The organism is Chelativorans sp. ZYF759 (assembly GCF_012911015.1).
In the GTDB taxonomy this organism is placed as follows: domain Bacteria; phylum Pseudomonadota; class Alphaproteobacteria; order Rhizobiales; family Rhizobiaceae; genus ZYF759.
In genome coordinates this window covers 80,424-101,352 of sequence record NZ_WVVV01000014.1, presented here as the reverse complement: position 1 = coordinate 101,352, position 20,929 = coordinate 80,424, and the positions used below count along the sequence as shown (strand labels likewise).

Annotated in this window: 14 protein-coding genes, 1 tRNA gene and 1 pseudogene; 11 read left to right on the top strand and 5 right to left on the bottom strand. The window is 63.3% G+C overall.

Annotated elements, in window-relative coordinates; translation table 11 throughout:
* The 10 genes and pseudogenes from tuf to rpoC form a co-directional block, all read left to right on the top strand.
* Positions 1-209 (top strand): annotated as a pseudogene (tuf, locus tag GRZ55_RS18790) (elongation factor Tu); the annotation flags it as partial.
* A gap of 230 nt (positions 210-439) precedes the next feature.
* Positions 440-515 (top strand) — tRNA-Trp (locus GRZ55_RS18785).
* Between the two features lie 237 nt (positions 516-752).
* Positions 753-956, top strand: a complete 204-nt coding sequence (secE, locus tag GRZ55_RS18780) for a preprotein translocase subunit SecE (protein ID WP_169288492.1) — start codon at positions 753-755, stop codon at positions 954-956.
* A 27-nt stretch (positions 957-983) separates the two neighbouring features.
* Positions 984-1,511, top strand: coding sequence for a transcription termination/antitermination protein NusG (gene nusG, locus GRZ55_RS18775; protein ID WP_169288491.1), 528 nt, complete (start codon positions 984-986; stop codon positions 1,509-1,511).
* A 141-nt stretch (positions 1,512-1,652) separates the two neighbouring features.
* Complete coding sequence (rplK, locus tag GRZ55_RS18770) at positions 1,653-2,081, top strand: 50S ribosomal protein L11 (RefSeq protein WP_169288490.1); 429 nt, start codon at positions 1,653-1,655, stop codon at positions 2,079-2,081.
* 4 nt (positions 2,082-2,085) lie between these two features.
* Positions 2,086-2,790: a 50S ribosomal protein L1 gene (gene rplA / locus GRZ55_RS18765; protein ID WP_169288489.1), complete on the top strand. Its 705-nt coding sequence runs from the start codon at positions 2,086-2,088 to the stop codon at positions 2,788-2,790.
* 343 nt (positions 2,791-3,133) lie between these two features.
* The gene (gene rplJ / locus GRZ55_RS18760; protein WP_169288488.1) at positions 3,134-3,652 is read left to right on the top strand and encodes a 50S ribosomal protein L10; all 519 of its coding nucleotides are present in this window, start codon (positions 3,134-3,136) and stop codon (positions 3,650-3,652) included.
* A gap of 58 nt (positions 3,653-3,710) precedes the next feature.
* Positions 3,711-4,088, top strand: a complete 378-nt coding sequence (gene rplL / locus GRZ55_RS18755) for a 50S ribosomal protein L7/L12 (protein WP_169288487.1) — start codon at positions 3,711-3,713, stop codon at positions 4,086-4,088.
* Positions 4,089-4,282: 194 nt separating this feature from the next.
* Complete coding sequence (rpoB, locus tag GRZ55_RS18750; RefSeq protein ID WP_169288486.1) at positions 4,283-8,449, top strand: DNA-directed RNA polymerase subunit beta; 4,167 nt, start codon at positions 4,283-4,285, stop codon at positions 8,447-8,449.
* 106 nt (positions 8,450-8,555) lie between these two features.
* Positions 8,556-12,755: a DNA-directed RNA polymerase subunit beta' gene (rpoC, locus tag GRZ55_RS18745; protein WP_169288485.1), complete on the top strand. Its 4,200-nt coding sequence runs from the start codon at positions 8,556-8,558 to the stop codon at positions 12,753-12,755.
* Between the two features lie 85 nt (positions 12,756-12,840).
* Here the strand turns inward: rpoC and GRZ55_RS18740 are convergent, their stop codons facing one another.
* The 4 genes from GRZ55_RS18740 to GRZ55_RS18725 all read right to left on the bottom strand — a co-directional run bounded on the left by GRZ55_RS18740 (position 12,841) and on the right by GRZ55_RS18725 (position 17,371).
* Complete coding sequence (locus GRZ55_RS18740) at positions 12,841-14,073, bottom strand: O-antigen ligase (protein ID WP_169288484.1); 1,233 nt, start codon at positions 14,071-14,073, stop codon at positions 12,841-12,843.
* Entirely contained in the window at positions 14,070-15,608 is a 1,539-nt protein-coding gene (locus GRZ55_RS18735; protein ID WP_169288483.1) for an undecaprenyl-phosphate glucose phosphotransferase, read from the bottom strand. The genes GRZ55_RS18740 and GRZ55_RS18735 overlap by 4 nt, the downstream gene beginning before the upstream one ends.
* Positions 15,609-15,679: 71 nt before the next feature.
* The gene (locus GRZ55_RS18730) at positions 15,680-16,804 is read right to left on the bottom strand and encodes a glycosyltransferase family 4 protein (protein WP_169288482.1); all 1,125 of its coding nucleotides are present in this window, start codon (positions 16,802-16,804) and stop codon (positions 15,680-15,682) included.
* 3 nt (positions 16,805-16,807) lie between these two features.
* Positions 16,808-17,371 (bottom strand): polysaccharide biosynthesis/export family protein, encoded by a 564-nt coding sequence (locus GRZ55_RS18725; RefSeq protein ID WP_169288481.1) that lies wholly within the window; start codon positions 17,369-17,371, stop codon positions 16,808-16,810.
* A gap of 198 nt (positions 17,372-17,569) precedes the next feature.
* On the opposite strand from GRZ55_RS18725, the gene GRZ55_RS18720 reads away from it, so the two are divergent.
* Positions 17,570-19,660, top strand: a complete 2,091-nt coding sequence (locus tag GRZ55_RS18720; protein ID WP_169288480.1) for a GumC family protein — start codon at positions 17,570-17,572, stop codon at positions 19,658-19,660.
* A 39-nt stretch (positions 19,661-19,699) separates the two neighbouring features.
* Here GRZ55_RS18720 and GRZ55_RS18715 read toward each other — a convergent pair whose 3' ends face one another.
* Positions 19,700-20,917: a GNAT family N-acetyltransferase gene (locus GRZ55_RS18715; protein ID WP_169288479.1), complete on the bottom strand. Its 1,218-nt coding sequence runs from the start codon at positions 20,915-20,917 to the stop codon at positions 19,700-19,702.
* Positions 20,918-20,929: the final 12 nt, after the last annotated feature.

Genomic DNA, 20,929 nt, shown 5'->3' with positions numbered 1-20,929 from the left:
ACTACCGTCCGCAGTTCTACTTCCGCACGACCGACGTGACGGGTGTGGTGTCGCTTCCCGAGGGCACCGAGATGGTGATGCCGGGCGACAACGTGACGGTCGACGTCGAGCTGATCGTGCCGATCGCCATGGAAGAAAAGCTGCGCTTTGCCATTCGCGAAGGCGGCCGCACCGTCGGCGCCGGCATCGTCGCATCGATCACCGAGTAATCGGGGATACAAGGAATCGGCAAAACGCGGTGACGCGTTTTGCCGAAGCCGCAAGCTGCCGACGCACAAGGAAATGGGCAAAGCGCGCAAGCGCTTTGTCCGCGGCGCCGGCATCGTCGCATCGATCACGCAGTGATCGGAGGACGGGGAGGTGGAACCGTCGTGTTTCGCCTCCGAATCCGCTTGATGCCGAGACCTGCAGCGATTAGGTAGCATCACGCGGAAGCGTTAGGGGTATAGCTCAGTTGGTAGAGCGGCGGTCTCCAAAACCGCAGGTCGCAGGTTCGAGCCCTGCTGCCCCTGCCATTCTCCGGCTTGAACCAGGTTTGGAAATCGCCACTTGCGTGCCGGTCGAAACGGAATTATGTAGGGCAGACAGACACGCGGTGCGTGGGGCTGGGAAAACAGCCTTACGCGCCCGAATTGTATGGAAACTTCCAGGTGATTCGCGGCCCCGGCGCGTGACTTTAGATAAAGAGATCGGCGTATTCGCGGGCCACGGGCCTTCGGGCGACCGATCCGAAAACAAAAGATGAGCGGCAGATGGCGTCGAAGACCACCAATCCTTTCGTGTTTCTCCAGCAGGTACGGACGGAAACCTCGAAGGTGACCTGGCCGACGCGGCGCGAAACCCTCATCTCCAGCATTATGGTTCTGATCTTTGCATGTCTGGCTGCGATCTTCTTTTTCCTGTCCGACCAGATCATATCCTGGGTCGTGGAATTCATCCTCGGCATCGGGCGCTAGGCCGGTCGGGAAGGGAGAGCATCTGACATGACTGCGCGTTGGTATATCGTCCACGCCTATTCGAACTTCGAGAAGCGGGTCGCCGAGGACATCGAGAATCAGGCCCGGCGCAAGGGGCTGAGCGAGCGGATCGAGCAGATCGTGGTTCCGACCGAGAAGGTCGTCGAAGTGCGTCGCGGCCGCAAGGTCGATGCCGAGCGCAAGTTCTTCCCCGGCTACGTGCTGGTGCGCGCGGAACTCACCGACGAGGTCTTCAGCCTTATCAAGAATACGCCGAAAGTCACTGGTTTTCTTGGTGATTCGCGTCCCGTGCCTATCACGGATGCCGAGGCCGAGCGTATTCTGCATCAGGTGCAGGAGGGCGTGGAGAGGCCGAAGCCGTCCGTGACCTTCGAAATCGGCGAGGCCGTGCGCGTCTCCGACGGGCCCTTCGCCTCCTTCTCGGGATCGGTGCAGGAAGTCGACGAAGAGCGCTCGCGCCTCAAGGTCGAGGTGTCGATCTTCGGACGTGCCGTGCCGGTGGATCTGGAATTCGGTCAGGTCGAAAAGGGCTGACCGTCTGGCCCGCGCGCCGCGAGCGGCGCGCCGGGCCATCAACTGGGTGGGAGGTGGAGCGGGCTTGGCCGGCTCGAACTCGCCGCACCACCCGACTGCGTAGGCCGGAGCGTTCCGGCATGACAAAGAGGCAGAAGAAGAATGGCTAAGAAAATCGCAGGCCAGCTCAAGCTGCAGGTGCCCGCGGGCTCGGCGACGCCGTCGCCCCCGATCGGCCCCGCGCTTGGTCAGCGTGGCATCAACATCATGGAATTCTGCAAGGCGTTCAACGCCCAGACGCAGGAAGCCGAGAAGGGCTCTCCGATCCCGGTGGTCATTACCTACTACCAGGACAAGTCCTTCACTTTCGCCATGAAGACCCCGCCCGTCAGCTACTTTCTCAAGAAGGCAGCCAACCTGAAGTCGGGTTCGAAGGAGCCCGGCAAGTCCACGGCCGGCAAGATCTCCCGCGACAAGGTTCGTGAGATCGCCGAAGCCAAGATGAAGGATCTCAACGCCAACAACGTTGAGGCGGCAATGCGCATGGTCGAGGGCTCCGCCCGCTCCATGGGCCTGGAAGTGGTGGGCTGATACGATGGCAAAGAAGATTGCAAAGCGCGTCGCCAAGGCACAAGAGGGCCTTGATCGTGACAAGCAGTACGGCCTCGCTGAGGCGATCGGCATGTTGAAGGAGCGCGCCAGCGCCAAGTTCGACGAGACGCTGGAGATCGCCATGAATCTTGGCGTGGATCCGCGTCACGCCGACCAGATGGTGCGCGGCGTCGTCAACCTTCCGAACGGCACGGGTCGTACGGTTCGCGTGGCGGTGTTTGCCCGGGGCGACAAGGCCGACGAGGCCACCGCGGCCGGTGCCGATATCGTTGGCGCCGAGGATCTGGTGGAGAGCGTGCAGAAGGGCGAGATCAATTTCGACCGCTGCATCGCGACCCCTGACATGATGCCGCTGGTCGGTCGTCTGGGCAAGGTGCTCGGCCCGCGCGGCATGATGCCGAACCCGAAGGTCGGCACCGTGACGCCCGATGTCGCGGCTGCGGTGAAGGCTTCCAAGGGCGGTGCGGTCGAGTTCCGCGTCGAGAAGGCCGGCATCGTGCATGGCGGCGTCGGCAAGATCTCCTTCGACGCGTCTGCGCTGGAAGAGAACGTCCGCGCCTTCGCCGATGCGGTGATCAGGGCCAAGCCGACGGGCGCCAAGGGTAACTATCTGAAGAAGGTGGCCATCACCTCCACCATGGGCCCTGGCATCAAGATCGACCCGTCCAGCCTTACGGCCGCGGGCTAGTACTTTTGCCGGGGCAACCCGGCCGTAATTCCGGGTCCTCCGGGACCCGGATGACCGGGAGGAAACTCCCGGTCATCCTGTCCGAGACTGCAGGTGGTGCGGCCCAGGCCACACCTTAATCCGATCCGAGCCTGCATGAGACGGGTCAGAACCAAACGACGGGGAATTTCCCCGGTGAATGGTTCGAACCGTATGTGCCTTTTGTCGTCGCCGCCCTTCGGGGCAGCAACACGGAAGGGGACAGGATCCTCGAGCGTCGTTCGGGCATCCGCATGGATTGTTCCCGAGCGGCAAAAGGCAACCCGGTGGCCGCCATGAGGCGGTCGCCAAACGGAGATAGGCAGTGGACAGAGCGGAAAAACGCGAATTCGTCACGTCGCTGAACGAGGTGTTTCAGAGCACCGGTTCCGTCGTCGTGGCCCACTATGCCGGGCTTACCGTCGCGCAGATGAACGATTTTCGTTCGAAGATGCGTGATGCGGGCGGCACCGTCAAGGTCGCGAAGAACCGTCTGGCCAAGATCGCTCTTCAGGGCACCCCTTCCGAAAGCATGCAGGTTCTGTTCACCGGACAGACCCTGATTTGCTATTCGGAGGACCCGGTCGTGGCACCGAAGATCGCATCCGATTTCGCCAAGGGCAATGACAAGCTTGTCATTCTCGGCGGCGCGATGGGTGAGACCAACCTCGATTCCGATGGAGTGAAGGCACTTGCCTCGCTGCCGTCGCTGGACGAGCTTCGGGCCAAGATCGTCGGCATGATTTCCACGCCGGCAACCCGGATTGCCCAGGTCGTCAACGCGCCCGCAGGCCAGCTTGCGCGCGTCTTTGGCGCCTATTCCAAGAAGGACGAGACGGCTTAGACCGTTTTTCGCTGCCATCCGAACACGTGTTCGAACCATCGTATAAGGAAAAAGACAAATGGCTGATCTCGCCAAGATTGTAGACGAGCTTTCCAACCTGACCGTCATCGAGGCGGCCGAGCTCTCCAAGATGCTCGAAGAGAAGTGGGGCGTGTCCGCCGCTGCTCCGGTGGCCGTTGCCGCCGCTGCTGGTGGTGGTGCCGCGGCTGAAGCCGTCGAAGAGAAGACCGAGTTCGATGTCGTGCTGACCGATGCCGGCGCGCAGAAGATCAACGTCATCAAGGAAGTCCGTGCCATCACCGGTCTTGGCCTCAAGGAAGCCAAGGATCTGGTCGAGGGTGCGCCCAAGCCGGTCAAGGAAGCCGTCTCCAAGGACGAAGCCGACAAGATCAAGGCACAGCTCGAAGGCGCAGGCGCCAAGGTCGAGTTGAAGTAATGCGTTCGGACCGGCGGGCGAGAGATCGCCCGCCGGTCCGGTTCGATTGTGTGGGAAAACCTCTTTCCTGACGGCCGATCACGGCCCTCAGGAAACGGGTTTTTACCCGTTTTTGATGGATCGCGCGGTGGCGCGGCATTCGGCAGGTGCGGCAGGCCGGCAACGGCGGCCCAGGATTGCAGCAAGGAGCAACGATGGCCCAGACCCAGACTTTCAATGGTCGCAGGAGGGTCCGCAAATTTTTCGGAAAGATTCCGGAAGTTGCGGAGATGCCCAACCTCATCGAGGTGCAGAAGGCATCCTACGATCAGTTCCTCATGGTCGACGAGCCCCAGGGTGGGCGCGCGGATGAGGGACTTCAGGCGGTCTTCAAGTCCGTCTTCCCGATTTCCGATTTCGCCGGCACGGCGATGCTGGAATTCGTCAAGTACGAGTTCGAGGCGCCGAAGTTCGACGTCGACGAATGCCGCCAGCGTGACCTGACCTATGCCGCGCCGCTGAAGGTGACGCTGCGCCTGATCGTGTTCGATATCGACGAGGACACCCAGGCCAAGTCGATCAAGGACATCAAGGAGCAGGACGTCTACATGGGCGACATGCCGCTCATGACGTCCAACGGCACCTTCATCGTCAACGGCACCGAGCGCGTCATCGTCTCGCAGATGCACCGTTCGCCGGGCGTCTTCTTCGATCACGACAAGGGCAAGTCGCACTCGTCGGGCAAGCTCCTGTTTGCCGCGCGCGTGATTCCGTATCGCGGCTCGTGGCTCGATATCGAGTTCGATTCCAAGGATATCGTGCACGCCCGTATCGATCGTCGCCGCAAGATCCCGGCCACGTCGCTGCTGATGGCGCTCGGCATGGACCCCGAGGAAATCCTGTCGACCTTCTACGAGAAGATCACCTACACCCGCGAGGGCGATCACTGGCGCGTGCCGTTCGTGCCGGAGCGCTATCGCGGCATGAAGGCCGTTGTCGACCTTATCGACGCCGATACCGGCGAGATGGTCGTGGAGGCCGGCCGCAAGATCACCGCCCGCCAGGCCAAGCAGCTCGCCGAGAAGGGTCTGAAGGCGATCCGCGCCACCGAGGATGATCTCATCGGCGCCTACATCGCCGAGGACGTCGTCAATGTCGAAACCGGCGAGATCTATCTCGAGGCCGGTGACGAACTCGAACTGACCGTCGATGCCAAGAGCGGCGCCAAGAAGGGCAACCTGGTTGATCTTCTGGAGTCGGGCGTCGAGGAAATCCAGATCCTCAACATCGACCACGTCAATGTCGGCGCCTACATCCGCAACACGCTGGCCGCCGACAAGAACGAGTCGCGTCAGGACGCGCTGTTCGACATCTACCGCGTCATGCGCCCCGGCGAGCCGCCGACCATCGACACGGCCGAGGCCATGTTCAACTCGCTGTTCTTCGATGCGGAGCGCTACGACCTGTCGGCCGTGGGTCGCGTCAAGATGAACATGCGTCTGGAACTCGACGCCGAGGACACCGTGCGCGTCCTGCGCAAGGAAGACATCCTTGCGGTGGTCAAGACGCTGGTCGAGCTGCGCGACGGCAAGGGCGAGATCGACGACATCGACAATCTCGGCAACCGCCGCGTGCGTTCGGTCGGCGAGCTCATGGAGAACCAGTATCGCCTGGGTCTGCTGCGCATGGAGCGCGCCATCAAGGAGCGCATGTCGTCCATCGAGATCGACACCGTGATGCCGCAGGACCTGATCAACGCCAAGCCGGCGGCTGCCGCCGTGCGCGAGTTCTTCGGCTCCTCGCAGCTCTCTCAGTTCATGGATCAGACGAACCCGCTCTCCGAGATCACCCACAAGCGTCGCCTTTCGGCGCTTGGACCGGGCGGTCTCACCCGCGAGCGTGCGGGCTTCGAGGTCCGTGACGTTCATCCGACGCATTATGGCCGCATCTGCCCGATCGAGACGCCGGAAGGCCCGAATATCGGTCTGATCAACTCGCTGGCCACCTTCGCCCGCGTGAACAAGTATGGCTTCATTGAGAGCCCGTACCGTCGCATCATCGACGGCAAGGTGTCGCATGAGGTCGTCTACCTGTCGGCGATGGAAGAGGCCAAGCACTACGTTGCCCAGGCCAACGCCGAGCTCGATGCGAACGGCTCCTTTACCGAGGAGTTCGTGATCTGCCGCCATGCCGGCGAGGTCATGATGGCACCGCGCGAGAATGTCGACCTGATGGACGTCTCGCCCAAGCAGCTCGTTTCGGTTGCCGCCGCGCTCATTCCGTTCCTCGAGAACGATGACGCCAACCGCGCGCTGATGGGCTCGAACATGCAGCGTCAGGCCGTGCCGCTGGTGCGCGCCGAGGCGCCGTTTGTCGGCACCGGCATGGAGCCGATCGTCGCCCGTGACTCCGGCGCCGCGATCGCTGCCCGGCGCACCGGCGTGGTCGACCAGGTCGATGCGACCCGTATCGTCATCCGCGCCACCGAGGACGTCGATCCGGGCAAGTCGGGCGTCGACATCTATCGCCTGATGAAGTTCCAGCGCTCCAACCAGAACACCTGCATCAACCAGCGTCCGCTGGTGAAGGTGGGCGATCGCATCGAGAAGGGCGACATCATTGCCGACGGTCCCTCGACCGATCTCGGCGATCTGGCGCTCGGCCGCAACGTGCTCGTCGCCTTCATGCCCTGGAACGGCTACAACTACGAGGACTCCATCCTCCTGTCCGAACGCATCGTTCGCGATGACATCTTCACCTCGATCCACATCGAGGAGTTCGAAGTCATGGCCCGCGACACCAAGCTTGGGCCGGAAGAGATCACGCGCGACATTCCGAACGTCTCGGAAGAGGCGCTGAAGAACCTCGATGAAGCGGGCATCGTCTATGTCGGTGCCGAGGTCCAGCCGGGCGACATCCTGGTCGGCAAGATCACGCCGAAGGGCGAAAGCCCGATGACGCCGGAGGAGAAGCTGCTCCGCGCCATCTTCGGCGAGAAGGCGTCCGACGTGCGCGACACCTCCATGCGCATGCCACCCGGTGCCTTCGGCACCATCGTTGAGGTTCGCGTCTTCAACCGCCACGGCGTGGAGAAGGACGAGCGCGCGATGGCGATCGAGCGCGAGGAGATCGAGCGTCTGGCCAAGGATCGGGACGACGAGCAGGCGATCCTCGATCGCAACGTCTATTCGCGCCTTACCGACATGCTGGACGGCAAGGATGCCATTGCGGGCCCGAAGGGCTTCAAGAAGGGCACCAAGCTGTCGGCCGAACTGCTCGGCGACTACCCGCGTTCGCAGTGGTGGCAGTTTGCGGTCGAGGACGAGAAGACGCAGAGCGAGATCGAGGCGCTGCGTGGTCAGTATGACGAGTCCAAGTCGGCGCTCGAGCAGCGCTTCATGGACAAGGTCGAGAAGGTCCAGCGCGGCGACGAGATGCCCCCTGGCGTCATGAAGATGGTCAAGGTCTTCGTCGCGGTGAAGCGCAAGATGCAGTCCGGCGACAAGATGGCCGGTCGTCACGGCAACAAGGGTGTGGTTTCGCGCATCGTTCCGATCGAGGACATGCCGTTCCTCGAAGACGGCACCCATGTCGACATCGTGCTCAACCCGCTGGGTGTGCCTTCGCGCATGAATGTGGGCCAGATCCTGGAGACTCACCTTGGCTGGGCTTGCGCCGGCATGGGACGCCAGATCGGCGAACTCATCGACGCCTACAAGGAGTCGGGCGACATCAAGCCGGTTCGTGCAAAGCTCGAGGCGATCATTCCCGACAATGATCGCAACGAGCCGGTCCGCGAGTTCGACGACGAGTCGGTTGTTCGCCTCGGCGAGCAGTTGCGTCGCGGCGTCTCCATCGCCACGCCGGTCTTCGACGGTGCCAACGAGGCCGACATCAACGAAGCGCTCGAGATGGCGGGTCTGTCCACTACCGGTCAGGTCTCGCTCTATGACGGGCGTACGGGCGAGGAGTTCGATCGCCAGGTGACCGTCGGCTACATCTACATGCTGAAGCTCCACCACCTGGTCGACGACAAGATCCACGCGCGTTCGATCGGTCCCTACTCGCTCGTTACCCAGCAGCCGCTGGGCGGCAAGGCGCAGTTCGGCGGCCAGCGCTTCGGCGAGATGGAGGTCTGGGCACTCGAGGCCTATGGCGCCGCCTACACGCTGCAGGAGATGCTGACCGTCAAGTCGGACGACGTGGCCGGCCGTACCAAGGTCTATGAGGCCATCGTGCGCGGCGACGACACCTTCGAGGCGGGCATTCCCGAGAGCTTCAACGTTCTCGTCAAGGAAATGCGCTCGCTCGGCCTCAACGTCGAACTGCTCAATTCGCAGGTCGATCTGGAGCCGCAGCGCCTGCCCGACGCGGCCGAATAATGCCAGGAGCGCCGCGGATCTTCATCCGCGGCGCAGCCGGGACCGAACGGAACGGTCCCCGATACGTTAGGACAAGAGGGGCAGATGCCCCGTCAAGGAGAACGGCATGAACCAAGAGGTCATGAATCTTTTCAATCCTCAGGCGCCGGCGCAGACCTTCGATTCCATCCGGATTTCGCTGGCTTCCCCTGAGAAGATTCAGTCGTGGTCGTTCGGCGAGATCAAGAAGCCCGAGACGATCAACTACCGGACCTTCAAGCCCGAGCGCGACGGCCTTTTCTGCGCGCGCATCTTCGGTCCCATCAAGGACTATGAGTGCCTGTGCGGCAAGTACAAGCGCATGAAGTACAAGGGCGTCATCTGCGAGAAGTGCGGCGTCGAGGTCACCCTGTCGCGCGTGCGTCGCGAGCGCATGGGCCACATCGAGCTTGCTGCGCCCGTCGCCCATATCTGGTTCCTGAAGTCCCTGCCGAGCCGCATCGGCACGCTTCTCGACATGACCCTGAAGGACATCGAGCGCGTCCTCTATTTCGAGAACTACATCGTCACCGAGCCCGGCCTGACCTCGCTGAAGGAGCACCAGCTTCTTTCCGAGGAAGAGTACATGATGGCCGTCGACGAGTTCGGCGAGGATTCCTTCACCGCCATGATCGGTGCGGAGGCCATCCATGACCTCCTGGCCGCCATGGAACTCGAGAAGATCGCTGGCGACCTGCGTTCCGATCTGGCCACGACCACGTCCGAACTGAAGCAGAAGAAGCTTCTGAAGCGTCTCAAGGTCGTCGAGAACTTCATCGATTCGGGCAACCGTCCCGAGTGGATGATCATGAAGATCGTCCCCGTCATTCCGCCGGATCTGCGCCCGCTGGTTCCGCTCGACGGCGGCCGCTTCGCGACGTCGGATCTGAACGATCTCTACCGCCGCGTCATCAATCGCAACAACCGCCTCAAGCGGCTGATCGAGCTGCGCGCGCCGGGCATCATCATCCGCAACGAGAAGCGCATGCTGCAGGAGGCCGTCGACGCGCTGTTCGACAATGGCCGTCGCGGTCGCGTGATCACGGGTGCCAACAAGCGCCCGCTGAAGTCGCTCTCCGACATGCTCAAGGGCAAGCAGGGCCGGTTCCGTCAGAACCTGCTCGGCAAGCGCGTCGACTATTCGGGCCGCTCGGTCATCGTGACCGGTCCCGAGCTCAAGCTGCACCAGTGCGGCCTGCCCAAGAAGATGGCGCTCGAGCTCTTCAAGCCCTTCATCTACGCCCGTCTCGACGCCAAGGGGTATTCCTCCACCGTCAAGCAGGCCAAGAAGCTGGTCGAGAAGGAAAAGCCGGAAGTCTGGGATATTCTCGACGAGGTCATTCGCGAGCATCCGGTGCTGCTTAACCGCGCCCCGACGCTTCACCGCCTCGGCATCCAGGCCTTCGAGCCCGTGTTGATCGAGGGCAAGGCAATCCAGCTGCACCCGCTCGTCTGCACGGCCTTCAATGCCGATTTCGACGGCGACCAGATGGCTGTCCACGTGCCGCTTTCGCTGGAAGCCCAGCTGGAAGCACGCGTGCTGATGATGTCGACCAACAACATCCTGCATCCCGCCTCCGGCGCGCCGATCATCGTGCCGTCGCAGGACATGGTGCTGGGTCTCTACTACCTGTCGATCGCCAACGAGAAGGAGCCGGGCGAGGGCATGGCGTTTGCCGATATCGGCGAACTGCATCATGCGCTCGAGTCCAAGGCGGTGACCCTGCACGCCAAGATCAAGGGCCGCGTCAAGAGCGTCGATCATGACGGCAACCCCGTCTCCAAGATCTATGACACGACCCCCGGGCGTCTGCTGATCGGCGAGGTTCTGCCGAAGAACGCAAACGTGCCGTTCGACATCGTCAACCAGGAGATGACCAAGAAGAACATCTCCAAGATGATCGATACCGTCTACCGCCACTGCGGTCAGAAGGAGACGGTGATCTTCTGCGACCGCATCATGTCGCTGGGCTTCACTCGTGCCTGCTCGGCCGGCATTTCGTTCGGCAAGGACGACATGCTGATCCCCGACACCAAGGCTGCCCTGGTCGCCGAGACCGAGGCGCTCGCCAAGGAATACGAGCAGCAGTACAATGACGGCCTGATCACTCAGGGCGAGAAGTACAACAAGGTCGTCGACGCCTGGGCCAAGTGCTCGGAGAAGGTCGCCGACCAGATGATGGCGCGCATCAAGTCGATCGAGTTCAACGATGATGGCCGCCAGAAGCCGATGAACTCCATCTACATGATGTCGCATTCGGGCGCGCGTGGTTCGCCGACCCAGATGCGTCAGCTGGCGGGCATGCGCGGCCTCATGGCCAAACCGTCAGGCGAGATCATCGAAACGCCGATCATCTCGAACTTCAAGGAAGGTCTGACCGTTCTTGAATACTTCAACTCGACCCACGGCGCCCGTAAGGGTCTCGCCGATACGGCTCTGAAGACCGCCAACTCCGGCTATCTGACGCGTCGTCTCGTCGACGTGGCTCAGGACTGCATCGTCGTGTCGCCCGATTGCGGCACGGAGAACGGCCTGACCATGCAGCCGATCGTCGATGCCGGCCAGGTGGTCGCCTCGCTCGGTCAGCGGATTCTCGGCCGTACCGCGCTCGAGGACATCCTGCATCCGACGTCCGGTGAAGTCATCGTCAAGGGCGGCACGCTCATGGACGAGCGCGACATCGACGCCATCGAGGGTGCCGGCATCCAGACCGTGCGTATCCGCTCTGCGCTTACCTGCGATGTGCGGGTCGGCGTCTGCGCGGTCTGCTACGGCCGCGATCTGGCGCGTGGTACGCCGGTCAATATCGGCGAGGCCGTCGGTGTCATCGCCGCTCAGTCGATCGGCGAGCCGGGCACCCAGCTCACCATGCGTACCTTCCACATGGGCGGCGCGGCGCAGGTTGCCGACCAGTCCTTCCTGGAAGCCTCGTATGAGGGCACGGTTGCCATCCGCAACCGCTCCGTGGTCCGCAATTCCGATGGCCATCTGGTCGCGATGGGCCGCAACATGGCCGTCGTCATCTCCGACGAGGCCGGCAAGGAGCGCGCTGTCCACCGTATCAATTACGGCAGCCGCATCTTTGTCGATGATGGTGACAGCGTGAAGCGCGGCCAGCGCCTCGCCGAGTGGGATCCCTACACCAGGCCGATCCTGACCGAGCTGGGCGGCAAGATCGCGTTCGAGGATCTGGTCGAAGGCATCTCCGTTCAGGAGACGACCGACGAATCGACCGGCATCACCAAGCGCGAGGTCATCGACTGGCGGTCAACGCCGCGCGGTTCGGACCTCAAGCCGGCCATCACCGTGCTCGACGACAAGGGCAAGGTGTCCAAGATGGCGAAGGGCAACGACTCGCGCTTCCTCCTGTCGGTGGAATCGATCCTGTCGGTCGAACCGGGCGCGATGGTTGCTCCGGGCGACGTGATTGCCCGCGTGCCGATGGAAAGCGCCAAGACCAAGGACATCACCGGCGGTCTGCCGCGCGTGGCCGAGCTCTTCGAAGCCCGTCGTCCGAAGGATCACGCCATCATCGCTGAGATCGATGGTACCATCCGCTTCGGCAGGGATTACAAGAACAAGCGCCGCATCATCGTTGAGCCGCACGACGAGAGTGTCGAGCCTGTCGAGTACCTGATCCCGAAGGGCAAGCCGTTCCACCTCCAGGAAGGCGACGCCATCGAGAAGGGTGACTACATTCTCGACGGCAACCCGGCCCCGCACGACATCCTCGCCATCAAGGGCGTCGAGGCATTGGCATCCTATCTCGTCAACGAGATCCAGGAGGTCTACCGCCTGCAGGGCGTGGCCATCAACGACAAGCACATCGAGGTGATCGTTCGCCAGATGCTGCAGAAGGTGGAGATCACGGCACAGGGCGACTCGACCTACATCCCCGGCGACCATGTCGACGAGGTGGAGTTCCAGCAGATCAACGACCGCCTGGTCGAGGAAGGCAAGAAGCCGGCCGAAGGCCAGCCCGTCCTGCTCGGCATCACCAAGGCATCGCTGCAGACGCCGTCCTTCATCTCCGCGGCCTCCTTCCAGGAGACGACCCGCGTGCTCACCGAGGCTTCGGTGGCAGGCAAGGTCGATACGCTTCAGGGCCTGAAGGAAAACGTCATCGTCGGCCGTCTCATCCCGGCCGGTACCGGCGGCACCATGGCGCAGATCCGCCGCATCGCGACCTCCCGCGACGAACTCATCATTGAGGAGCGTCGCAAGCAGGCCGCCAAGGATGCCCCCGAGGCGCTGATCTCCGATATGTCGGAGAGCCCCGCCGAATAGGGCGTTCTGTCCGCAGACAACAAGAAGCCGCCGGGCGACCGGCGGCTTTTTTTGTGTCGGCAGAAAGTGCTGTTGTCTGCGGTGCTCAGGCGCTGGCGGCAGCGGCGGCACGCTGGTGCCGCGCCTCCAGCGCCATGGCGCCCCAGATGATGCCCAGAAGGATGTAGAAATGGCGCCAGTGATTGGTGTCGATCACCGTGCCAAGCAGAACATGTCCGATCAGGACCGTGTAGGCACACAGCAGGAAGGGCTGCCAGGGACGGTCGCGGAACAGGATGCGGAAGCCGCCCGCGATCGTCCAGACGATCAGTGTCAGATAGGCGGCGAACCCCAGCCAGGAATAGTCGAGCAGCGTCTTCAGCCAGATATTGTGCGTGTCTTCGCCATACATGCGGCCGAACACCAGCGCACCGATGCCCAGAGGCCGCTCCATCGCAAGCTCGAATCCGATCGTATAGCGCGCGAAGCGCCCGAGCCGCGCGCCGTCATAGTCCTGGACGAGTTGCGCGCGCTGCACGAAGAGGTCGGCGATGGCAGGTATCTGCAGGGCTACCATCGCCGCGATGCCGATCACGAGGCCGGCCATGACTGCCATCACGGCAATGCGCAGGCGGAACGCCCCGCTCGTGCTCTGGATGAACAGCGCGCCGGCAACAGTTGCCAGCGAGAAGAAGTAGAGCCCCCAGGCGCCGCGCGAGAATGAAAGCAGGATCGCCAGCGACAGGAACAGGATCGCGCCCACATAAAGCGGCATCTTGAGCGGGTTTCCGGTCATCAGCCGATGGAACAGATAGGTGGCCGGCAGCACCAGATAGGGGCCGAAGACGTTGGGGTCCTTGAAGGCCCCGGCAGCCCGGTCGTAGAGCGTGAAGCGCCCCCCGGTCAGGCCGAAATAGCCCAGCATGCCGAGCAGTCCCGTCACCATCGCCGCCAGGGTCCAGGCCAGGAAGATGACGCGGAAGAGATCCGGCCGGGCGACCAGGACGGCGGCAAAGAACACGGCTGTCAGCGACAGGAAGAAGCTTACGGCCAGATAGAGCGGCGTGTCCCTGATGTCGGCCATCTGCGTCATGGCGATCATGCCGCCGATGACGAACAGCATCAGGAGCATGAGGAGGGGCGCTATCGATGCCGGGATCTTGAGCCCGCAGATGAAGGCGACGCCGATGAGGCCGGCCATCAACAGCTCATAGGGAGCGGGTTCGTTGATGACGAAGCCGGAGAGGAACACGCCGAAGAAGACCGCCGCCGTGCCGATGATCGAGATCAGCTTGGCGTTGACGATCTCTGCCGGCAATGCATGGGCGTTCCCGTTCAATAGGCGTTTTCCGATTTCAGGAGCTTGATCGGCGTCAGGAAGAGAATCTTCAGGTCGAAGAGCAGCGACCAGTTCTCGATGTAGTGGAGATCGTATTCGGTGCGCATGCGGATCTTCTCGTCGCTGTCGATCTCGCCGCGCCATCCGTTGATCTGGGCCCAGCCGGTGACGCCGGGCTTCACCTTGTGTCGCGCGAAATAGCCATCCACCACCTCGTGGTAGAGCCTGTTGCGCGTCTGGCCGGCGACGGCGTGCGGGCGCGGCCCGACCAGCGAAAGCGACCCGTTCAGCGCGTTGAAGAACTGCGGCAGCTCGTCGATCGATGTCTTGCGGATGAACCGGCCGACGCGTGTCACTCGCGGATCGCCCTTCGTCACCGCCTGTTTGGCCGTGGGGTCGCACTGGTCCGCATACATGGAGCGGAACTTGTAGACGTTGATCTCTTCATTGTTGAAGCCGTGTCGTTTCTGCATGAACAGAACCGGGCCCTTGCTGTCGAGCTTGATGGCGATGGCGGTGACCAGCATGACCGGCGAGAAGAGGATGATGCCCAGCAGGCTGAAGACGATGTCGAATACGCGCTTGGCGACCGAGTCCCAGTCGTTGATCGGCTTGTCGAAAATGTCGAGCAGCGGCACCGAGCCGATATAGGAATAGGCCCGGGGGCGGAATCGCAATTCGCTCGAATGCGCCGACATGCGTATGTCGACCGGCAGCACCCAAAGCTTCTTCAGCATCGACAGCACACGCGCCTGCGCCGACAGCGGCAGCGACACGATCAGCATGTCGATACGGGCCATGCGGGCGAATTCGACAAGCTCCTCCACCGTGCCGAGCTTGGGATATCCCGCCACGACCGGTGGCGAACGCGTGTTGTCGCGGTCATCGAAGATGCCGCAGATGCGGATGTCGTTGGCCGGCTCGCGTTCCAGCGAGCGGATCAGGGCCTCCGCGGCCTTGCCGCCCCCCACGATGACGGCACGCCGTTCCATCGTGCCGTTGCGCGCCCAGCGCACGATCAGCCGTGCCATCACCAGCCGCAGCACCATCAGCGCCATCAGGCCGGTGACGAACCAGCCGGCGAACCAGACGCGCGAATAGTCCTCCGAAATTCTCAGAAAGAACGCCGCCAGCGCGATCAGGGCGAGGGTTCCCGCCCAGATCAGTGTCAGCCTGCCCAGCTTGGCACCCGGCCTGCGCAGGAACGACATGCGGTAGCCGTCGCTCAGCTCCAGCAGGATGACGGCAATTGCCCCGCCCGAGAGGATCGTCACCAGATATTGCAGGCTGATCGCCACGGGCGCGCCCACATACCAGAGGCTGACGCCGATGCCGGCCAGTACCAGCAGGGCGAACTCCGCCAGGCGCAGCGTCCCGCTGACCATGACCGGCGACATCGTGTCTCGCCGGTACTGGCTGGCGATCTGCAGGGCGGTGGGGTTCAGCTTGCCTCCCGCCTCCTTGGGCGGTTCCCCGTCCTTGTGCGCGCGAACCGCGTCGGCGGTGAAGCTGTGCGGCGTGTCGATCTTGTTCATATGGGTTCTCGCAGGCTGCCTACGGCATAGCGGAAAGCCACTAAGAAACCCTTGATGGGAAAGGCCGGATGCTAGGCGTACTGGCGATATATCGCCTCGATCTCGCCCGCCATCACGTCGGCGCCGAAGCGTTGCCGGAGTTCCTCGCGCGGTGGCATGCGCTGCGCATAGCCCGCCTCGTCGGCCAGGACCTCACCCATGCGCGCGGCCATCTGGGCGGGATCGGGTCGGATGAGGAGATCGGTGCGGCCGGCGAATATCTCCGGAATGCCGCCCACCGCCGTGGCGATCATCGGTTTGCCCGCCGCCAGAGCCTCAAGAACGATGTAGGGCATGGATTCGGCGCGCGAGGGCACCACGATGTTGCGCGCCAGCGCGAAGGCCTGCCGGGCGGGCATCGGGTCGCGAAACGTCACCTGGGCTGTCAGCCCCAGCCGGTCGGCCTGATGGCGGTATTTGGGCAGATCGTCGCCGGCACCCACCATGACCGCGGAGACCGGCCGTGATGCGATCTTTGATGCCTGCGCGAGGGCGTCGATGAAGATGTCGGGACCCTTCAGGTCGCGCATCATGCCGATATAGAGGAAGTCCGCAGCCTGCGGCGCGACCACGACATCCTCGAATTCGCCGGCCCGCAGGCCGTTATAGACGATCGTCGTGGGCGCCCTCGGCCGGCCGATCTTCGCCTCGAACATGTCCTCCTCGTATTTCGAGACGAAGATCATGTGGTCGGTCAGGTGATCCATGCGGCGTTCGAGGAAGAAGAGGCCACGCCCCATCAGGTTGCGATCATAATGCAGCACTCCGCCATGCGGGGAATAGAGCCGGGCCACCTTCTGGCCGCGCGCGCGCATCACCGTGCCGAAGAGTCGGGCATATGCGCCGCCCTTGGAGCCATGCCCGTGCAGGATGTCCGGTGCCATCCGGCGGATGGCGCCATAGGTGCGCCACGCCGCGCCCAGATCACCGGGCCCGATATGGCGTTGCATGCGCACCTTGTAGACGCCGAGCGCCAGGAAGTCGGCGATGCTCTCGAAATAGCGCTCCTCGAGTTCGCCGCCCGTTGAGGAATCGCACACGATGCCGATCTCGTGGCCCGCGGCTGCGTGGGCTTCGGCCAGATCGCGGACATGGCGAAAAATCCCGCCGACGGGCGAGCGGAAGCAGTGGACGATGCGAAGCGGGCGAGGGGGCACCTTTCAGAACAGCCTTTCGCGGACATAGACCGTATCGCCGGGCAGCACGGGATCGGAAATGGGGACGCGTCCGGTCATCACATCCCCGTTGATCTCGCGCGTGATGTCGGCACTGCCCTGATGGGCGCGCGGGCTGAAGCCGCCAGCCGCCGCGATTGCCTTCTGTACGGTCATGCCCGGCACAAAGGTGTACTGGCCCGCCGCGCCGACTTCGCCCATGATGAAGATGGGCCGATAGCGCTCGATCTCGGCGCTGATGTCGGGATTGCGCAGGAAGCCGTCGCTCAGCCTTGCGGCCATGTGAGCCTCGATCTGCTCGAGTGTATGCCCGCGCGCGGGCACCGCGCCGATGAGCGGGAACGAGATGTATCCCGCCTGGTCCACCGCGTAGACGTTGCTGAGCGAATCCTGTTCGAAGACCGTGATGCGCACCCGATCCCCGGCGTCGAGGATGTAGGGCTGGGTGATCGCCTCGTGAAAGGCGTTCGGCGCAGGCCTGTAGCTGCTGCAGCCGGACAGGATGACGCCCACGCTCAACAATGTGATGGCGGCGACGGATTTCTTCATGGCGTTACAACATTCCTCGATCAGGGGAGGGCGGCCAGGAGCACTGGCGCCGTTATCGCTCCGTTAGGGTTAATGGCTGGTAAAGGCGTTCTTGACCGGTCAAGTATCGAAAACGATGCGGGCAGAGGAGCCGATCCTTAACCTCGTGGTTACCATGGCCGTTTACTTTCCGCTCCATCTGCACCGGAGTGGATTGAAATGCAGGGCACGAACCCGACTGTCAGCGACGTGGATGTCGACCTCGCCAGGCTTTGGCGAGCCATTGTCGACAGTTGGAAGGTGATCCTGGCGATCGCCCTGATCGCTGCCTTTGCGGGCCTGGCATTCGCCATGCTGGCCGCGCCGCATTACAAGGCGGCGACCCGTATTCTCATCGAGACGCGCGAATCCGTCTATACGAGGCCCGGTCTCTCGGCGGAGTCCGACCGCCCCATTCTCGACGAAGAGGGCGTGACGTCCCAGGTCGAACTCGTCTCATCTTCAGACATCCTCCGCAGCGTGGTGCGTGAACTCGACCTGGCCTCGAACGAGGAATTCGCTCCTCGAAGCTCCCTGTTGCGCAGCCTGTTCGCCATGTTTGGCCTCGCCTCCAATACGAACGGTCAGCCGGCGGAAGAGCGTGTCATCTCGGCGGTCCGGGAGCAGCTCACCGTTTACCGCGTGGAGCGGTCGCGTGTGATCGTCATTGAATTCTCCTCACGCCAGCCCGAGCTGGCGGCCGCCGTGCCCAACGCGATCGCCGACGCCTATCTCGATATTCAGCGCGAGGCCAAGCTCGTCGCCAATACCGATGCGACCGGTTGGCTTGCGCCCGAGATCGAGGAGCTACGCGACCAGGTCCGCGAGGCCGAAGCACGCGCGGCTGATTTCCGCTCGGGCTCCAATCTGTTTCTCGGGCAGAACAACGCCACGCTGGCCTCTCAGCAGCTGTCGGAACTGTCTTCCGAACTCTCACGTGTGCGAGCGGAACGCTCGGCTGCGGTCGCGAAGGCCGAGGACGTTCGGGCCGCGCTCGACACTGGCGGTTCCGTCGAAGCCATGCCCGAAGTCCTTTCCTCGCCGCTGGTCCAGCGGCTGGTGGAACGGCGCATTCAGATCAATACCGAGATTGCCGATCTCTCGACGACGCTGCTGGAAAACCACCCGCGCATCCGTTCGCTGCGCTCGCAGCTGGCCGATCTCGATCGGCAGATCCGCGAGGAGGGACGCAAGGTCCTGCAGGCATTGGAAAGCGAGGGTGCGTCCGCCCTGCGGCGCGAGCAGGAGCTGACCGCCGAACTCAACCAGCTCAAGGCCGCTTCCGCGGAGTCGAGCGAGCGCGAGGTCGAGCTTCGCGCGCTGGAGCGCGAGGCCACGGCGCAGCGCGAATTGCTGGAATCCTACCTTACCCGCCATCGCGAGGCGTCCTCGCGTTTCGAGCGCAACTACCTGCCGGTCGACGCCCGCGTCTTCGCGCGCGCCATGCCGCCGGCGGAACCCTATTTCCCGAAGCCGGTGCCGATCGTGGGCGCCTCTTTCGCGGGTGCGCTCATGCTTGCCGTGCTCGGCATCCTGCTGCGTGAACTCTTCAGCGGCAGGGCTCTGGCTGCCGCGCCCGGCCGCATGTTCGAGCGCGTCGAGGACGTCGTGATGACGCCAGTGGCGTCGACGGACGCCGATCGGTCCGAGATCGATCCCGGTGTGGAAGACGCAGAGGAAGACGGGCTCTCCGCGAGGGTGGCCGCCCGGATCCTTCTGGCTGGCGAGATCGCCCGGGCCGCCTTTGTATCTCCCGAGGGGGACGAAGGGGTTGCCGCCTCGGTGATGGTAGCCCGCGAAGCCTCCGATGCAGGCTTGCGCGTCGTCTTCCTGGATCTGACACGCTCCGGAGCCGCTGGACTCGCAATGCTCGAACAGGAAAATCTGCCGGGGGTTACCAATCTGCTGTGCTCGGAGGCGCAGTTCTCGGAGGTTATCCATGCCGACCTCTACTCCGAATGCCACATTATCCCTGCCGGGACGGCCGACGTGGCAAAGGCCATGCGTGCCATCGATCGGCTGCCGATCATCCTGGCGTCGCTCGAGACCGCCTATGATCTCGTCATCGTGGAATGCGGCCAGGCCAATGCCAGCGGCATCAAGCGCGTGGCGGGCGCGGGTACCGTGGTCATGCTGGGCGCGACGGAGCCCGAGGACGAGGCTGTCCGTTCCGCGATACGTGATCTTGAATCGGGTGGGTTCATCGACATCAAGGTGGTGACACCCGTGGATGTCCGGTCGCCGAAGCCGCATGGGCGGCGCGCTGCCTGAAAGACCTGGCGCCGCTGACCCGCAGCGCCGCTTCCTCCATCACTCCGCGTCTTTGTGCTCTGCTTCCCGGCCCACGCGTCCGCGCAACTGCCGCACGAGCCTGTTCAACCGCGGAGACGACTTGACCTGACGCTTCAACGCTGTGAACGGCTTCTTTATGCCGGCATAGAGGCGTCCCTTGGCCGAGAGGGGAAGCGCCACGTCGAAATGATGGATCTCCTCGTCGCACCAGTGGCGCTTGTAGTGTTCGTCGCCCACACCGTAATCGTAGACGGTGTTGCCGTCCCGACAGGCGGCCTGGATGCTTTCGAAGGTCAGGAACTCCCCGGGACTGAAGGGCGTCATGTCGTCGTCGGCGATGCCGCCGAACTCGCACACGACCCGGTCGCCGACCCGGCTGGACCCCGATACGGCGCGAACGACGCCAGCAACCTCCAGCGCTTCCAGGTAGAAGTCTGGTTCTTCCTGCTGAAGGGCGCGGGCGAACAGGTTTCGGAAAAAGCGTCCGTATTCCTCGCCGGCGAAGACGTCGGGCAGGCCGTTCTTCCGGAACCAGATGGCCTTCATCTCGGCATAGGCTGAGAACAGCCGGTCGACGTCCTCCGGGGTTTGGGCCCTCATGAAGCGGAAGCCGCCGGCTTCCTCGAACTTGCGGGATTGATAGCGGTGCTTCTTGCGGCGCTTCTTCCCGTTGTGCTTGGCCAGAACGCCTTCGAAGCCGTCGTCGAGATTGACCGCAAGCGCGATATTGGGGCTCGTCTGGTGCGCCAGCACGGCCAGCGGATTGGACATTCCCTGAAGCGAGCGCATCTGCCGCTCAAGAACCAGGGCATCGATGTCCGGGCGGCTGGCGGCGAGGGCTGCCGCGATGGCCTGCCTCAGCTCAGCGGCAGCCGGCGCGTTGGCACCGCGTACGCAGGCGGGAAAATTCCCGTTGGCATGGCTGCCGCCCATATAGCGGGCGCGTCGGATGGAATGGGTATCGGCGACCTCGAGAGGCAACGCCATGATGGCATCGCTGCCCTCGAAGATGGTCAGGATGAGGCCCTTCGTCGGGACCGCCTCCATCCAGCTTTCGATCCACAGGGTCTGCTGGGAATGGCCGGCAATACCACTGTCTGCAATCTGTCTATATCGCGAAAGGGCCTCCGGACCATACGGCTCCACCAATCCATGCAGGCGGGAGGCCGCGGCTTGCGCCGTTATGGACGTGGTCTGGTTCCTGTCCGCGTGCAGGACCGCCGATCCGTCAACCATGTCTCAATCCTT

What these genes read in the sequence shown, in the direction of transcription:
- secE (WP_169288492.1), top strand. Translation starts at nt 753, where the DNA reads ATGGCGTCGAAGACCACCAATCCTTTCGTGTTTCTCCAGCAGGTACGG.
- nusG (WP_169288491.1), top strand. Translation starts at nt 984, where the DNA reads ATGACTGCGCGTTGGTATATCGTCCACGCCTATTCGAACTTCGAGAAG.
- rplK (WP_169288490.1), top strand. Translation starts at nt 1,653, where the DNA reads ATGGCTAAGAAAATCGCAGGCCAGCTCAAGCTGCAGGTGCCCGCGGGC.
- rplA (WP_169288489.1), top strand. Translation starts at nt 2,086, where the DNA reads ATGGCAAAGAAGATTGCAAAGCGCGTCGCCAAGGCACAAGAGGGCCTT.
- rplL (WP_169288487.1), top strand. Translation starts at nt 3,711, where the DNA reads ATGGCTGATCTCGCCAAGATTGTAGACGAGCTTTCCAACCTGACCGTC.
- rpoB (WP_169288486.1), top strand. Translation starts at nt 4,283, where the DNA reads ATGGCCCAGACCCAGACTTTCAATGGTCGCAGGAGGGTCCGCAAATTT.
- rpoC (WP_169288485.1), top strand. Translation starts at nt 8,556, where the DNA reads ATGAACCAAGAGGTCATGAATCTTTTCAATCCTCAGGCGCCGGCGCAG.
- GRZ55_RS18735 (WP_169288483.1), bottom strand. Translation starts at nt 15,608, where the DNA reads ATGAACAAGATCGACACGCCGCACAGCTTCACCGCCGACGCGGTTCGC.
- GRZ55_RS18725 (WP_169288481.1), bottom strand. Translation starts at nt 17,371, where the DNA reads ATGAAGAAATCCGTCGCCGCCATCACATTGTTGAGCGTGGGCGTCATC.
- GRZ55_RS18720 (WP_169288480.1), top strand. Translation starts at nt 17,570, where the DNA reads ATGCAGGGCACGAACCCGACTGTCAGCGACGTGGATGTCGACCTCGCC.
- GRZ55_RS18715 (WP_169288479.1), bottom strand. Translation starts at nt 20,917, where the DNA reads ATGGTTGACGGATCGGCGGTCCTGCACGCGGACAGGAACCAGACCACG.